Source organism: Haliea sp. E1-2-M8 (assembly GCF_030649675.1).
In the GTDB taxonomy this organism is placed as follows: Bacteria; Pseudomonadota; Gammaproteobacteria; order Pseudomonadales; family Halieaceae; genus Haliea.
Genome location: NZ_JAUTDR010000018.1, coordinates 55841 through 70275, shown reverse-complemented (window position 1 = coordinate 70275; position 14435 = coordinate 55841). Strand labels below are relative to the sequence as shown.

Sequence of the window (14435 nt, the reverse complement as noted above, 5' to 3'; positions counted from 1 at the left end):
ATGCGCCTGGCCGATGTCAGTGAGCCCGCGACCGGCGCCTATGTGGCGCTGGAAACCCTGATCGGGCTCCGCTTCCCCGCCGGTCAGTTGCAGCTGACCCGGCGCAATCGTGCCCTGAGCGCACTGGCCGGTCCCAACAAGGCCAATTTCCGCGGTCGCGGCATCGACTTTGAGGAAGTGCGCAGCTACCAGGCGGGCGATGACATCCGCACCATTGACTGGCGGGTGACCGCGCGCACCGGAGCCGCCCACACCAAGGTTTTCCGCGAGGAGCGCGAGCGTCCGGTATTGGTAGTCGTGGATCAACGCTGCAGCCAGTTCTTCGGTTCGCAATACTGCTTCAAGTCGGTACTCGCCGCACACCTGGGCGCTCTGCTGGCCTGGAGCGCGCTGGGTAATGGTGACCGGGTTGGCGGCCTGGTGTTCAACGACAGCCGCCACCGCGAAGTACGCCCGCGCCGCAGCCGCAACACCGTGTTGACGATCCTGTCGCAGATTGAGGCCTTCAACCAGCGCCTGCCCCTGGCCAGCGGCGATGATCGCAGCCTGGCCGGCATACTGCAGACCCTGCGCCGCATCGCCCGGCCCGGGACCAGCATCTATCTGGTCAGCGACTTCTACGGCGCCGAGGACCCCGCAGTACGCGAGAACCTGTTCCGCCTGGCCCAGCACTCGGAAATCACCGCCCTGTCCTGCGCCGACCCGCTGGAAACCGCGCTGCCGCCGGCGGGCCGCTACGCCATTACCGACGGCCAGCGCCGCAGTGAACTGGCGACCGCTGACCGCCACCTGCGCCAGAACTACCGGCAGGAGCAGGAGGCGCGCATGGAGGCGCTGGGCACCGACCTGCAACGCCTCGGTATCCCCCTGCTGCGAGCCTCCACCGCGGAGTCCCCGTTCCTGTTGCTGCAGCGCTATTTCGGGGGGCAGAGCCGATGAATCCACAGGACCCGCTGGCCGCGCTGCACCCGCTGCGGGCGCCGGAGCCCCTGCCCTGGTGGCCCCCGGCCCCGGGCTGGTGGCTGCTTGCCGGGCTGTTGCTGGCGGCGCTGGCCTGGGCCGCCTGGCTCGGCTGGCGGCGCTACCGGAACAACCAGTACCGGCGCACCGCGCGCCGGTCCCTGCAGGGGATTCTGGCGCGCCACGCCGATCACCGCGACCCTGCGCGTACTCTGGGTGAACTCAATACGCTGCTGAAAGCGGTGGCCCTGCAATCCTGCCCGCGCGCTGAAGTCGCATCCCTCAGCGGTGAGCGCTGGCGCAGCTTCCTCAATGAAGGCCTGGCGCGCGCGCGCTCGCCGCTGCGGTTCCCCGAGGCTGTCGCTCGCGCCCATACGCCCGACCCGGGGCCAGTCGACCGCGTCGCCCTGCAGCGCTGCGCCGAGACCTGGCTGCGCCGGCACCGGAGGCAGCAATGATTACCTGGCTGTGGCCCTGGCTGGCGCTGTTGCTGCCGCTGCCGCTGCTGGTGCAGCGGTTCTGGCCGGCGGCACAAAGCGAAGAACCCGCGCTGCGGGTACCGTTCTTCCAGCGCTGGCAGGCGCTGGGCCAGCGCCAGGCCCGTCGCGGCAGCAGCGGCAACCGCACCACCCTGCTCCTGGTGTGGCTGCTGTGGATCTGCCTGTTGCTGGCTGCGGCGAGGCCGATCTGGATCGGGGATCCCGTCGAACTGCCCAAGAGCGGGCGTGACCTGATGCTGGCGGTGGACCTGTCCGGCAGCATGCGGGTGGAAGACATGCAGGTTGGCAACAATCTGGTGCGGCGCATCGACGCGGTGCGGACCGTCGGCGCGGACTTTATTGGGCGGCGCCAGGGAGACCGGGTGGGACTGATCCTGTTCGGCAGCAACGCCTATGTGCAGTCACCGCTGACCTTTGATGTGGCGACAGTGGAACAATTTCTGCTGGATGCACAGATCGGCTTCGCCGGGCAGGAAACGGCCATCGGCGATGCCATCGGCCTCGCGGTCAAACGCCTGCGTGAGCGCCCCGCGGAAAGCCGGGTGCTGGTACTGTTGACCGATGGCCAGGATACCGCAAGCACCATCGACACCATGGACGCGGCGCGCCTTGCCCAGGGAATGGGGATTCGCATCTACACCATCGGCATCGGCGCCGACCAGCTGGCCCTGCCCGGCATCTTTGGTTCCAGCTTCGGCAGCCGCCGGGTCAATCCCTCCAGCGACATGGACGAGGCCGCCTTGCAGGAGATTGCCGACAGCACCGGCGGGCGCTATTTCCGCGCCCGGGATCCCCAGGAGCTGGCCGGTATCTACCAGTTGCTGGACGAGCTGGAGCCCATAGAACAGGAGGCCGCCAGCTACCGGCCCCGCCAGGCGCTGGGCCACTGGCCCCTGCTGCTGGCACTGCTAGTGAGCTTCGCCCTCGCCTGGCAGCGCCGTGCGCAGCGGCCGGCCACGACTGCCACCCGCGAGGAGGTACAGCGCAGCCATGCCTGAGACGCTGTTCGGACTTCACCTGATGCGGCCGCTGTGGCTATTGTGCGCAGTGCCGGCGCTGCTGCTGACCGCGATGCTGTGGCAGCAGCGCGGCCGGGCCGGCGGCTGGAGCCGGGTAATTGCCCCGGAGCTGCTGCGCCACCTGATTCCGGAGCAGCAGCAACGCCGGCGCAGCAACCTGCTGTTACTGGTCTGCGCCGCGTGGCTGCTGGCGTGCATCGCCGCCGCAGGGCCGAGCTGGAAGAAAATCCCGCAGCCGGTGGAACAGGTGGAGGATGCCCTGGTGCTGGTGCTGGACCTCAGCTACTCCATGAAAGCGACCGACCAGCCACCCTCGCGCCTGGACCGGGCGCGGCAGAAGCTGTTGGACCTGCTGGCGACCCGGCGCGAGGGCCAGACCGGGCTGGTGGCCTATGCGGGCGACGCCCACGTGGTAACGCCGCTGACCGACGATACCGCCACCATCGCCAACCTGTTGCCGGCCCTGAACCCGGACATGATGCCGCTGCCCGGCAGCGACACTCTCGGCGCTCTGCGCCTGGCCCTGGAATTACTACAGTCTGCCGGGGTCAGTGGGGGCCGCGTCCTGCTGCTCACCGACGGTGTCGATGAGGACGAGGTGCCGCGCATGGGACGCCTGGTCCGCAGCGCCGGAGTCACGCTATCGGTGCTGGGGCTGGGCACCGCCAACGGCGCGCCCATGCCGCTGCCGCGCGGCGGCTTTCTGCGCGACGACGCCGGGGCCATTATTCTGCCGCGCCTCGAGGAAGGCCCTCTGGAAGCGCTGGCGCAGGCCGCCGGCGGGCGCTATCAGCGTCTGCGGGTGGATGACAGTGATCTCGACATGCTGCTGGCACAGGCGGCCACGGCTACGGAAACCCGTCTCGCTGAGGGCCTGACCGCAGATGCCTGGGAGGACCAGGGCTACTGGCTCATTCTTCTGCTGCTGCCGCTGGCGCTGGCCCTGTTCCGGCGCGGCTGGCTGCTGGGTCTGCTGCCGTTGCTGCTATTGCTGGAGCCGGCGACCGTGCAGGCCCAACCCCTGCAGAATCTCTGGCTGACCCCCGACCAGCAGGCCCGGCGGGCGCTGGAGGCCGGAGATGCGGAGCGCGCCGCGGCCCTGTTCGAGGATCCGGCCTGGGCCGGCACGGCCGCCTACGCCGCCGGTGACTACGCAGCGGCAGCGGAGCACTTCCAGGGCCCTGACAGCGCCGACGGCTGGTACAACCGCGGCAACGCCCTGGCCCGTGCCGGCGATCTGGACGGGGCTAGCGAAGCCTACCGACGCTCGCTGAAACTGCAACCGGGGCGCGAGGACGCCGCCGACAACCTGGCCCTGGTGGAAGATCTGAAGCAGCAGCAACAGGAGCAGGAGCAGAAGCAGGAGCAACAGCAGGAACAGCAGTCCGGCGAGGACGGAGAGCCGCAACCGGACAGCGGCGAAGACAGCGAGGGGCAGGAGCAGGGACAGCCGCAGAAACAGGAACAGGAGGCGGAGCCGCGGGAACAGGGAGAGCCGGATCAGGGCTCGCCCCAGGACCCTTCCTCGGGGACACAGGATGAGGATGAGGGCACCGCGGAGGAGGACACTGGCGCCCGCGAATCCGAACCGGCCCAGGAACCGGCGGCCGAACAGGAGCCGTTGACCAACATAGAGGTGCCGGAACTGTCGCTGGAGGAAGCCGAGCGCAACCAGGCCATGGAGCAGTGGCTGCGGCGGGTGCCGGATGACCCCTCCGGTCTGCTGCGGGAGAAATTCCGCTACGAAAGCCGCAAGCGACAACAACAACCCGGGAGTGACAATGAGCGAGACTGGTAGCCGTGCTTGGCTGGGACTGGGGCTGGGACTGCTGCTGTGGCTGTGGTGCGCAGCGCCGCAGGCGGCGCTGGAAGTGGCCGTGGATCGCGAGCAGGTGGCGCTGGGCGACAGCCTGCGCCTGGTAATCGCCGCCACCGGCGATGAAGACCTGGACGGTCTGGACCTGCGCAACTTGCTGGCGGACTTCGAGATCCTGCAGCGAAGCATGAGCAGCAGTACCAGCATCATCAACGGCCAGACCACGCGCACCCGGCAGCTGTCGCTGGATCTCACCCCACGGCGGGAAGGTACCCTGCAAATACCGGCGTTTCGCGCCGGTGCGGAGACCACCCAGCCGGTCGCCATCGAAGTCGGCCCCCCGCCCACTCTCGGCGCTGCCGACCAGGAAGTGCTGTTTACCGCCGAGGTCGATCGCAGCGAGGTCTATGTCCAGGGGCAACTCCTGCTGACCCTGCGCATCCAGCAGGCAATCAACCTGGACTCCCGCAGCGTCAGTGAGCTGCAGCTGGACGGTGCGTTCGTCAAACCGCTGGAGCAAAATTCTTTCCAGCGCACTATCGAGGGCCGGCCATGGCTGGTGCATGAAGTGCGCTACGCGATCTTTCCCGAACAGAGCGGCACCCTGGAAATTCCGGCACAGGTGTTTACTGCCCGCGAGAGCAGCGGCCGCCGCAGTGTCTTCGACCTCGGCGGCGGCGGCCGCCAGCTGCAGCGGCGGACGGAACCGCTGACGATTACCGTGCGCCCGCGCCCTGCCGCGTTCCCCGCCGGCGCCACCTGGCTGCCGGCCCGCAATCTCACCCTGGACGAGGATTGGTCGACGCCCCCGGACCAGCTGCAGGCGGGTGAGTCCGCTACCCGCACCCTGCGCCTGCGCGGCGAAGGCGTACAGGGAGCGCAACTGCCACCGGTGGAATTCACGGCGCCGGACGCCCTGCGCTATTACCCCGACCAGCCGCTGGTGGACGACCGCGAAGACGGCAATGGCGTAGTGGGTTTGCGCCGGGACAGCGCCGCCCTGGTGGGGAGCCGGGCCGGCAGCTGGACCCTGCCGGAAGTGCGCATTCCCTGGTGGGACACGGAAACCGACAGCCTGCGTTATGCGGTGCTTCCGGCCCGCGAAATCAGCATTGCCGCTGCTCCCGGCAGCCCCGCCCCGCTGGACCCGGCGCAGAACCCCGTAACAAGCCCCGCTCCCACTACCGCCACGACCGGGGCTGACACGGCTGCGCAACGGTTATGGCAGGCGCTGGCGGCCCTGTTTGCCCTGGGCTGGCTGGCCACCCTGGCCTGGCACTGGCGCAGCACACGCGGGGCCGACGCAGCGCCTGCACTGGCAGCGGCGCCGGCGGCCAACCCCGGTGAAGCCCGCGCCTTCAAACAGTTGCAGGCGGCCTGCGCCAGCAACAGCGCACCCCAGGCCCGGCGCGCGCTGCTGGCCTGGGGCAAGGCGCGCCTGCCTGGCCGCGCCGGGATGAATGCGGCGGCGCTGGCTGCAAACCTCGATGATGCCGCTCTGGTCGCTGCGGTCGCGGCCCTGGACCGCGCCCTGTACCGGGACGGCGGCAACAGCTGGGATGGCGCCGCCCTGCTCGCCGCGGTGGCACGCCTGCGCGGGACCGCGCCCGGGCGCGGTGCCCACAATGGCAGCGATGCCCTGACTCTCTACCCCCGCGGCACCTGAACCGGCCCCCGGCAGGAAGCGGCGCTCAGCTGGCGAGCGCCTTGTCCAGCACTTCGTAGACGTCCCGCGACACGTTCGGCAATGCCGCCAGACGCTGCAGCTGGGCGCGCATCAATTGTTCCCGGCCCCGGTAGTTGCGCCACTTGGTCAGCGGCGTCAACAGGCGGGCGGCGATCTGCGGGTTGCGGGCATCGAGTTCTTCGATCCGGTCTGCCAGGAAGCGGTAGCCGGCACCGTCAGCACGGTGAAAATTGACCGGATTGGCGCTGCAGAAAGCCCCGATCAGGGCGCGCAGCTTGTTGGGATTGCGGCTGTCGAACGCCGGATGCTGCAGCAGTCGCTGCACCCGCTCCAGGGTATCCGCGGCCGGCAGCGTCGCCTGCACCTGCAGCCACTGGTTCACCACCAGGGTCTCGTGCTGCCAGTCCTGGTAGAACCACTCCAGGGTCGCATCGCGCTGGGCGGCGCTGCCGTGGTAGGCCAGAGCCTGCAGCGCGGCGAGGCGGTCGGACATGTTGCCGGCATCGGCAAACTGCGCAGCCGCCAATTCCAGCCCCTCATCCCCGGCCAGCGCCAGATAATCGAGGCAGGTGTTGCGCAGGCTGCGCGCGCCGATCTGGGCGGAATCCGGTGCATAGGGTTCACTGCTCGCCAGTCTCTGGTAGCAGTCCTGGAATGCCGCGGCGTGGCGCTGGGCCAGCGCCGTGCGCACGGCGTTGCGGGCAGCATGAATGGCGTCCACATCCGCCCCGCCGCGGGACGCGGCCAGCTCGGCGAGATAGCCTTCACCGGGCAGACGCAGCATTTCCGCGACCATGGCCGGGTCCAGCGCGGTGTCCGCCAGCAGCTCGCCGCAGGCATCGAGGTACAGGGGATCAACCTCTACCGGGGCGCCGGCTGCCAACTGCTCCTGGGCCGCGTCCAGCACCCGCAGGGCCAGTTGCTGGGCAGCATCCCAGCGCACAAAGCCGTCCTCCTCGCGGCTCATCAGGGCACAGAGGTCTGCGCTGCTGTAGTCGTATTCGATGCGCACAGGCGCGGAAAATCCGCGTAACAGTGCCGGCACCGGGGCTTCCATCACCCCTTCAAAGCAGAAGGTCTGCTCCGCCTCGGCCAGTACCAGTACCCGGTGCGTGTTGTCCGCGGTCTCTGTATCGGGGGCCTCCTCCGTCAGGCGCAGGGGCAGATTGCCCGCGGCGCCAAGCAGCCCGAGGGCAACCGGAATCATCAGCGGCTCTTTATCCGGCTGCCCCGGCGTGGGCGGCGTGCTCTGGCGCAGGCTCAGGGTATAGCGCTGGGCATCGGCATCGTACTCGCCACGTGCGCTCAGCCGGGGGGTACCGGCCTGGGAGTACCAGCGCCGGAACTGGGTGAGATCCATACCCGAGGCTTCCTCCATCGCCAGCACAAAGTCCTCGCAGGTCACTGCCTGGCCGTCGTGGCGCTCAAAGTACAGGTCCGAGCCCTGGCGGAATCGCTCCGGCCCCAGCAGGGTGTGGATCATGCGCACCACCTCCGCGCCCTTCTGGTAGATAGTCGCGGTATAGAAATTGGAGATCTCGACGAAGGAGTCGGGGCGCACCGGGTGCGACATGGGACCAGCGTCCTCGGCGAACTGGGCGCTGCGCAGCGTGTTCACCTCCTCTACCCGCTTGACCGTTGCCGAGCCCATGTCCGCGGAAAATGCCTCATCCCGGAACACGGTAAACCCTTCCTTGAGGCTGAGCTGGAACCAGTCCCGGCAGGTGACCCGGTTGCCCGACCAGTTGTGGAAGTACTCGTGGGCGACGATGGACTGCACCCGCTCGAAGCCGGCATCGGTAGTGATTTCCGGGCTGCACAACACGCAGGAGCTGTTGAATATGTTGAGCCCCTTGTTTTCCATGGCGCCCATATTGAAATCATCAACCGCGACAATATGGAAGACGTCGAGATCGTATTCGCGGCCGTACACTTCCTCGTCCCAGCGCATGGATTGCTGTAGCGAAAGCATCGCGTGGTCGCACTTGTCCAGGTCCTTTTCCTCCACATAGATGCGCAGGGTGACATCGCGACCGCTGGCAGTGCGGAACTTGTCCTCGATATGGCGCAGGTCGCCCGCCACCAGGGCGAACAGGTAGGCCGGCTTGGGGAACGGGTCGTGCCAGCGCGCGCGGTGGCGGCCATTGCCCAGCGGTTCCGGCGCCAGCGGGTTGCCGTTGCTCAGCAGCACCGGGTAGCGGCCCTGGTCGGCCTCGATGCTGACATGGAACTCCGCCATCACGTCGGGACGGTCGAGGTACCAGGTGATCTTGCGAAAACCCTCCGCCTCACACTGGGTGCAGAACATGGCGCGAGACTTGTACAGGCCGTCCAGGGCGGTGTTGTCCTGGGGCCGGATGCGAACCTGGCTGCGCAGTTGAAACGACTCGGGGACAGCTTCGACCACCAGGCGCTCCGCGCTGAGTTGATACTCCCCGGGCGCCAGCTCGCGCCCGTCCAGCGACAGCGACAGCAGTTCCAGCTCCTGCCCGTGCAATTCCAGCGCGGCGTCGGGCTCACCCTCCGGATTCCGCCGCAGGTGCAGACAGGCATTCACCAGGGCGTGGTCTTCATGTAGCTCGAAGCCCAGTTCGGTGCGTTCAATCAGAAACGCCGGGGGCCGATAATCTTTCCGTTGAATAACTTGCGGCTGTGCATCGCGCATGGCTTACCTCAATGTTGTGACAGGGCGACCTGATAGCCGCCGAACTTGCGAAGATTGATGACTCCGGTATCCAGAATCAGGTACTGACCCTTGATCCCCAGCAGGGTTCCGGCCACCAGCGCGTCCTTGTCGAAATTGAACGAGGTGACCTTGCGTGGGTATTCCAGCACCGGGTATTCGATCCCGGTTACCGGTTGCTGCTCCAGCACCATGAGTGCCTGCAGGCCGTGCTGTTGTTGCAAGGCGGCGATTTCGTCGGCGCAGACGGCCATCAGCCGCTGCCGCTCCAACTCCAGGTCCGCGGGCTCGGAGGCCCCCTTGAGCATCGCCTGCCAGTTGGTCTTGTCGGCAATATGCGCTTTGAAAACAGTTTCCACCAGCCCGGACTGAAAGCGACTGGCTACCCGCAGGATTGGCAGTGCCTGGGTCGCGCCCTGGTCCATCCAGCGGGTGGGCACCTGGCTGTTGCGGGTGATGCCGACCTTGAGCCCGGAGGTGTTGGCCAGATAAACGAAGTGGTCGATCATGCAGTTGGCTGCGCCCCACTCCGGCTCCCGACAGGTCCCCAGGTGATAGTGGCACTTTTCCGGGCTTATAATGCAGCTGTCACACTGGGCCAGGCGGCGAAAGCAGGGATAGCAGTAGCCCTGGTTGAAACTCTTTTTGGTGAGACGCTCGCAGTGGATGCAGTTGATTGCGCCCAGGAACTCCAGCTGCAGCGCCTGCCCCAGCAACCCGTTGAGTGGCACCCGGCTCGCACCCAGCACCATCTCGTAGGCCACCGGCGTTTCGAGGCGGGTCTGCATTTTGCGCAGGGCCCCGCGGGCCAGTTCCATTGCCATTGCTATTGGTCGCCGGGCGTATCACGCCAGTGCAGGGGTTCAGGCTGGGGATTGTCGCAGTCGCCGCCGGCCTTGCTGCCCTTGTCGATAAAGCCAATGCGTTGCTCCGGCGGCAGGTGGCGCTCACCCCAGGCAATCAGCGCCTGCAGCGCATTGGCGCGCTGTTCGGGCGTTACCGGGCGCCCGTCGGGCCAGCGGCCCAGCTCCACCGAGCGTTTCAGGCTCTGGTAGATTTCCGGGGTGAGCTGGCTGATGACGTCCTCGTATTCCATGTCGGCTCCGGCACGATAAAGCCGCACAGTATAACCGTCCGGGCCAGCCCCTGTCCCGCCCGGGCCGTGGCCTGCCATCGGCGTTTGCACCAAAAATGAGCGCGCCAATACGCGAGTTTCCCAAAAGGGGTGATTGTTCTTTCACATCCGTCTGCTACATTTAAGTACGAGACCACGCAGAGGCACAGTCGGTCATGAAGAGCGGACCAGAGGGGAACGCATTGCTCGCCGCCTTGCCGCAACCGGCAAAACAGCGGCTGTTTCCGCTGCTGCAAGAGGTAATGCTGCCATTGGGCATGGAGATCTACGCGCCCGGAGAGGTGGAGAACTCAGTCTACTTCCCCATCGACTGCATCATATCCCTGCTCTACGTCACGGCAGACGGGCACTCTGCCGAGATTTCGGTCGTGGGTCGCGAAGGCGTCCTCGGCGTGCCCGTATTCCTGGGCGGGGGCAGCACCACCAGCGATGCGATTGTGCAAAGCGCCGGCCGGGCGTATCGTCTGTCGGCTGCGGAGGTCAAGCGCGAGTTCGACACCGACACGGCCATGCGCATGCTGCTGCTGCGCTACACACAGTCCCTGATCACCCAAATGGCCCAGACCGCTGTGTGCAACCGGCACCATACCATCCTGCAGCAGCTGGCCCGCTGGCTGCTGCTATCCATGGACCGCCTGCCATCCGACGAGCTGATCATGACCCAGGAATTGATTGCCAACATGCTGGGGGTGCGCCGGGAGGGAGTGACCGAGGCGGCCGGCAAACTGCAAAAACTGGGCGTTATCCACTATGTACGCGGACATATCAAAGTGCTGGATCGCCAGAAACTGGAGACTCTGAGCTGCGAATGCTACCGCGTGGTCAAGGACGAAAGCGACCGCCTGACGGCTTACATACAGAAATCCTAGCGCGCCCGCGACAGCAGCGCCAGGCCAGCCCCCAGCACCGCACCGGACAGCAATCCGCCCACATGGGCCGCATTGGCGATGGCGCCGAATCCCAGCACTTCGACAAACCCCACCATGCACAGCAGCAACCAGCCCACCATCAGCAGCATGATGGGCCGACTGGGTTCGAAGGCCCAGCGCGGCTGCAAGCGGGCGCCGACAAAGCTGAAGCCGAGTAAGCCGTACACCACCCCGGACATGCCACCGAAGATGGATGGGCCTCCGAACAGGTACTGGCAGGCATTGGAAACCAGGGCAATGGCGAAGAACAGGCCCAGCATATGCACGGCACCGAGCGTGCGCTCCACTTTGTTGCCCAGTTCCCACAACCAGAGGCTGTTGAACACTATATGCAGCCAACCGAAATGCAAAAACGCGGGGGTGATCAGACGCCAGTATTCAGAGCCCACGCTGCCATAGCTGATGCCACTGCCCTGCAGGGTAAAGGGAACAAAGGTGAACAGGGACAGCCACGACAGGGGTGCCCGCAGGTACACCAGCAGAAAGCCGGCCACACTGAGCGCCATCAGCAACAGGGTGACCGGCACTGACAGCACCCGCTGCGCACTGTTGGCCTGCTGCGCCCCCGGTGACGCCTGTGGCGCGATATCCAGTTGCAGCTCGCCCGAGCGCCAGGCGCTGTACAGGCCCATCACGCGCTCGGCCTGGGCCGGGTCAGCGACCTCCAGCACCTGCTCTCCCCCGGCCTCGTAGACCCGGTGCGGGACGCGCCGATGCTGCAGCAGCACGAGAAAGGGCAGCAGGTCTTCACCCGCCGGCACCCGCAATACCGTATGTCCCCGCGCCATCAGTTCACCAACGCCGTACTCCAGCGCAGTTTGTCTCTGCAGCTGGCGTAAAAGCTGTGCCCGACCGGGTGCAGCAGAGTCAGACGGTGCGGTTTCTTGGTGATGACCACCGAATCACCCGGACGCGCGGTCATGTTGACCTGGCCATCGCAGGTGACCGGAGGGTGAATCCGGTTGCGCTCAAGAATATCCAGCCGCAGTTCACTGTTGCCGTCCACCACGATGGGCCGGCTGGTGAGGGCATGGGGAAACATGGGTACCAGTACCACTGCGTCCAGAGTCGGGTGCATGATTGGCCCACCACCGGAGAGAGAATATGCCGTGGACCCGGTGGGCGTAGAAATGATGAGCCCGTCCGCTCGCTGGCGATAGACAAACACGCCGTTGATGTAGAGCTCGAACTCAATCATCTGGGCAGAGGTGCCGGAGTTGACCACAACATCGTTGAGGGCATCGGCGCGGGCCACGGTCTTGCCGTCGCGCAGTACACGAGCGTCCAGCAGGAAGCGGCTCTCGCGTGCGAACTCTCCCGCCAGTACCGCGGGCACCTGGGTGGCGATGTCATCGGGGGTAATGTCGGTCAGGAAACCCAGCCGGCCACGGTTGACCCCGAGTACCGGAGTCTCATACTTGGCCAGGGTTCGGGCCGCACTCAGCAGGCTGCCGTCGCCGCCGACCACGATCACCAGATCGCTGTCTTCGCCAATCTCATCCAGGGTAGCGCGGGGAATGCGGGTATCGGCCACCAGTTCCCCGAGACGGGACTCCAGCACCAACTCCTTGCCGTGCGCCTGCAAAAGGCCGATCAGCTGTTCCAGCACTTCCGCCAGGCCATCCTGCTGGCTGCGCCCCACCAGGCCGATCCTGTCAAAACCAGTTTGCATAACCGAACTGCCCTGTCCGCAAGCGAACGCCATTATAAACACACACGAGGTGGCGGGCACACGCGCGCCGCCATCCCTCAGTTCAACCAGGGGTAACCGCGCCGACCCTGCAGCCCGCCGGTGTGCACCAGCACCACTGGTTGCCGCACCGACCCCACCCCAGCGGCCAGCCAGCTGTGCAGCGCCAGCAATGCCTTGCCGGTGTAAACCGGCTCCAGCGCCAGGCCCAGTTCCCGGTCACAGCGCAGCATGAGCTCCCGCAGCCGCGCATCAGCGCGGGCGAAGCCACCGCAGTGAAAGTCGCGATGCAGCCGCCAGCGCGCGTGGGCCGCGGGCACCTGCGCCGCCACCAGGGCGGCGATCGTCGCTTCAAGGCCGCCCTCCCCGCGCAGTGCAACAATACCATCAATGTGGAAAGTCGCCGGCAAAGCGGCTGCCAATCCCGCGAGCGTAGTCCCGGTCCCGACGCCGACCACGACTCGCGCGCCCTGCGGAAAACGGGCCGCGATCATCTCCGCCAGCGGGCGACAACCAGCCGCGCCCAGCGGCCCGGCGCCACCTTCGGGTATCACATGGTCGGCCCCCAGCTCCCGCGAGAGCGTGGCGACAAAGCCGGGTTGCTGGCGGCGGCGGTAGTCACTGCGGCTGACAAAATGCAGCTGCATGCCCCACTGGGCGGCATCGGCCAGGGTTGGCGACAGCCGCTGCGGGCGCTCGCCGCGGATCACGCCCACGGTCTCCAGCGCGGCTGCCTGGCCGACGGCTGCCAAAGCGTGCAGGTGATTGGACCAGGCGCCGCCAAAAGACAAAACCCGCCGGTGCCCTGCCGCGGCGATCAGCGCCAGGTGGGGCGCCAGTTTGAACTGCTTGTTGCCGGGAGCGAGCCCACCGCAGCGATCCAGTCGCAGCACGGTCACGTTATCGAGGGCCACGCCTTCCAGCACCTGCCCGGTCAGCGACTGCCAGAGTTCACTGCCCCGGGGAGTGCTGCAAACTCCGGCGCCCATGCAAGTTCCGGCGCCTATGCAAGCCCCACGTTGTCTTTCTGCAGCACCTGCTCGGCGCGGTAGCTTGAGCGTACGAACACGCCGGACACTACTTCGAGAAAGCCCAGCTCCAGGCCCCACTCGCGGTACTGCTCAAATTCCCGGGGCGAAACATAGCGCTCGATGGGATAGTGGTTGACGGTGGGCTGCAGATACTGGCCCAGGGTAAGGATATCGACCTTGGCGGCGCGCAGGTCGGCCATCGCCTGCTGGAGTTCAGCGTCGGTCTCGCCGAGGCCGAGCATCAGGCTGGTCTTGGTGAGCACATCGGGACGATAGCGTTTGGCGTGGGCCAGCACCGCCAGAGTCTGCTCGTAGCTGGCGCGCGGGTCGCGCACGGGGTGAGTCAGACGGCGCACGGTTTCCACATTCTGGGCGAAAACCGCAATACCCGAGTCGAGCACCGTCTCGACATCTGCCAGCACGCCAAGGAAGTCCGGGGTCAGCGCTTCCACCGCGGTTGCCGGATTGTCCGCCTTGACCCGCCGCACGCAGGCCGCGTAGTGCCCGGCCCCGCCATCGGCCAGGTCGTCGCGATTGACCGACGTCAGCACTACGTATTTCAGGCCCATCAGACGCACCGACTCGGCAGTATTGGCGGGCTCTTCCGGATCCAGCCAGCCCCGCGGATTACCGGTATTGACCGCACAGAAGCGACAGGCGCGAGTGCAGGTTTCCCCCATCAGCATGATGGTCGCGGTTCCCGCGCTCCAGCATTCGCTCATGTTCGGGCACTTGGCTTCCTCACAGACCGTAGCCAGGCGATGCGTGTGCACAATGTCCTTGACCTTTTCGTAGCTGGCGCCGCCCCGAACCCGGATGCGCAGCCAGTCCGGCTTGGCCAGGCGCTCGCCGGCACCGGCAGCCGCCTTGATACCGTCCTTGATCGCGGTGATACCGTGCTCGTTGACGAACTTGTCGCCACTGGCTACCTGTACGGTGGGAATGAGTTTGCTGTCTGGCATGGCACGATCCTGTCACGGCGGCG

Annotated in this window: 13 protein-coding genes; 6 read left to right on the top strand and 7 right to left on the bottom strand. The window is 66.6% G+C overall.

All coding sequences use genetic code 11. From position 1 onward, the window contains the following. From Q6D67_RS15230 to Q6D67_RS15210, 5 genes are read left to right on the top strand one after another with little or no spacing between them, the layout of a single operon-like run. Window positions 1–939: a DUF58 domain-containing protein gene (locus Q6D67_RS15230; protein ID WP_304706522.1), complete on the top strand. Its 939-nt coding sequence runs from the start codon at window positions 1–3 to the stop codon at window positions 937–939. Then, a complete protein-coding gene (locus Q6D67_RS15225; protein ID WP_304706521.1) occupies window positions 936–1418 on the top strand; it encodes a DUF4381 domain-containing protein in 483 nt (160 codons plus the stop codon). The genes Q6D67_RS15230 and Q6D67_RS15225 overlap by 4 nt, the downstream gene beginning before the upstream one ends. Beyond that, window positions 1415–2458, top strand: coding sequence for a VWA domain-containing protein (locus tag Q6D67_RS15220; RefSeq protein ID WP_304706520.1), 1044 nt, complete (start codon window positions 1415–1417; stop codon window positions 2456–2458). Before Q6D67_RS15225 ends, Q6D67_RS15220 begins: the two co-directional genes overlap by 4 nt. After that, a complete protein-coding gene (locus Q6D67_RS15215) occupies window positions 2451–4277 on the top strand; it encodes a VWA domain-containing protein (protein WP_304706519.1) in 1827 nt (608 codons plus the stop codon). Before Q6D67_RS15220 ends, Q6D67_RS15215 begins: the two co-directional genes overlap by 8 nt. Beyond that, window positions 4261–5961, top strand: coding sequence for a BatD family protein (locus Q6D67_RS15210; protein WP_304706518.1), 1701 nt, complete (start codon window positions 4261–4263; stop codon window positions 5959–5961). Before Q6D67_RS15215 ends, Q6D67_RS15210 begins: the two co-directional genes overlap by 17 nt. Window positions 5962–5986: 25 nt before the next feature. Here the strand turns inward: Q6D67_RS15210 and pepN are convergent, their stop codons facing one another. From pepN to Q6D67_RS15195, 3 genes are read right to left on the bottom strand one after another with little or no spacing between them, the layout of a single operon-like run. Continuing rightward, complete coding sequence (gene pepN / locus Q6D67_RS15205) at window positions 5987–8647, bottom strand: aminopeptidase N (RefSeq protein WP_304706517.1); 2661 nt, start codon at window positions 8645–8647, stop codon at window positions 5987–5989. Between the two features lie 8 nt (window positions 8648–8655). Next, window positions 8656–9483: a DUF2797 domain-containing protein gene (locus Q6D67_RS15200; RefSeq protein WP_370551971.1), complete on the bottom strand. Its 828-nt coding sequence runs from the start codon at window positions 9481–9483 to the stop codon at window positions 8656–8658. 8 nt (window positions 9484–9491) lie between these two features. Next, entirely contained in the window at window positions 9492–9761 is a 270-nt protein-coding gene (locus Q6D67_RS15195; RefSeq protein WP_304706515.1) for a YeaC family protein, read from the bottom strand. Between the two features lie 194 nt (window positions 9762–9955). Between Q6D67_RS15195 and Q6D67_RS15190 the strand changes: the two genes are divergently transcribed. After that, window positions 9956–10669, top strand: a complete 714-nt coding sequence (locus Q6D67_RS15190) for a Crp/Fnr family transcriptional regulator (RefSeq protein WP_304706514.1) — start codon at window positions 9956–9958, stop codon at window positions 10667–10669. Here the strand turns inward: Q6D67_RS15190 and Q6D67_RS15185 are convergent. The 4 genes from Q6D67_RS15185 to lipA all read right to left on the bottom strand — a co-directional run bounded on the left by Q6D67_RS15185 (window position 10666) and on the right by lipA (window position 14412). Next, window positions 10666–11517 (bottom strand): rhomboid family intramembrane serine protease, encoded by an 852-nt coding sequence (locus tag Q6D67_RS15185; RefSeq protein WP_304706513.1) that lies wholly within the window; start codon window positions 11515–11517, stop codon window positions 10666–10668. The two genes, Q6D67_RS15190 and Q6D67_RS15185, sit on opposite strands and share 4 nt — an antisense overlap. Beyond that, window positions 11517–12401 carry an NAD(+) kinase gene (locus Q6D67_RS15180; protein WP_304706512.1) on the bottom strand — a complete coding sequence of 295 codons (885 nt, stop codon included), beginning with the start codon at window positions 12399–12401 and terminating at the stop codon, window positions 11517–11519. Before Q6D67_RS15180 ends, Q6D67_RS15185 begins: the two co-directional genes overlap by 1 nt. Window positions 12402–12478: 77 nt before the next feature. Then, the gene (locus Q6D67_RS15175) at window positions 12479–13408 is read right to left on the bottom strand and encodes a 1-aminocyclopropane-1-carboxylate deaminase/D-cysteine desulfhydrase (protein ID WP_304706511.1); all 930 of its coding nucleotides are present in this window, start codon (window positions 13406–13408) and stop codon (window positions 12479–12481) included. A 14-nt stretch (window positions 13409–13422) separates the two neighbouring features. Further along, window positions 13423–14412, bottom strand: a complete 990-nt coding sequence (gene lipA, locus Q6D67_RS15170; protein WP_304706510.1) for a lipoyl synthase — start codon at window positions 14410–14412, stop codon at window positions 13423–13425. Window positions 14413–14435 lie beyond the last annotated feature (23 nt).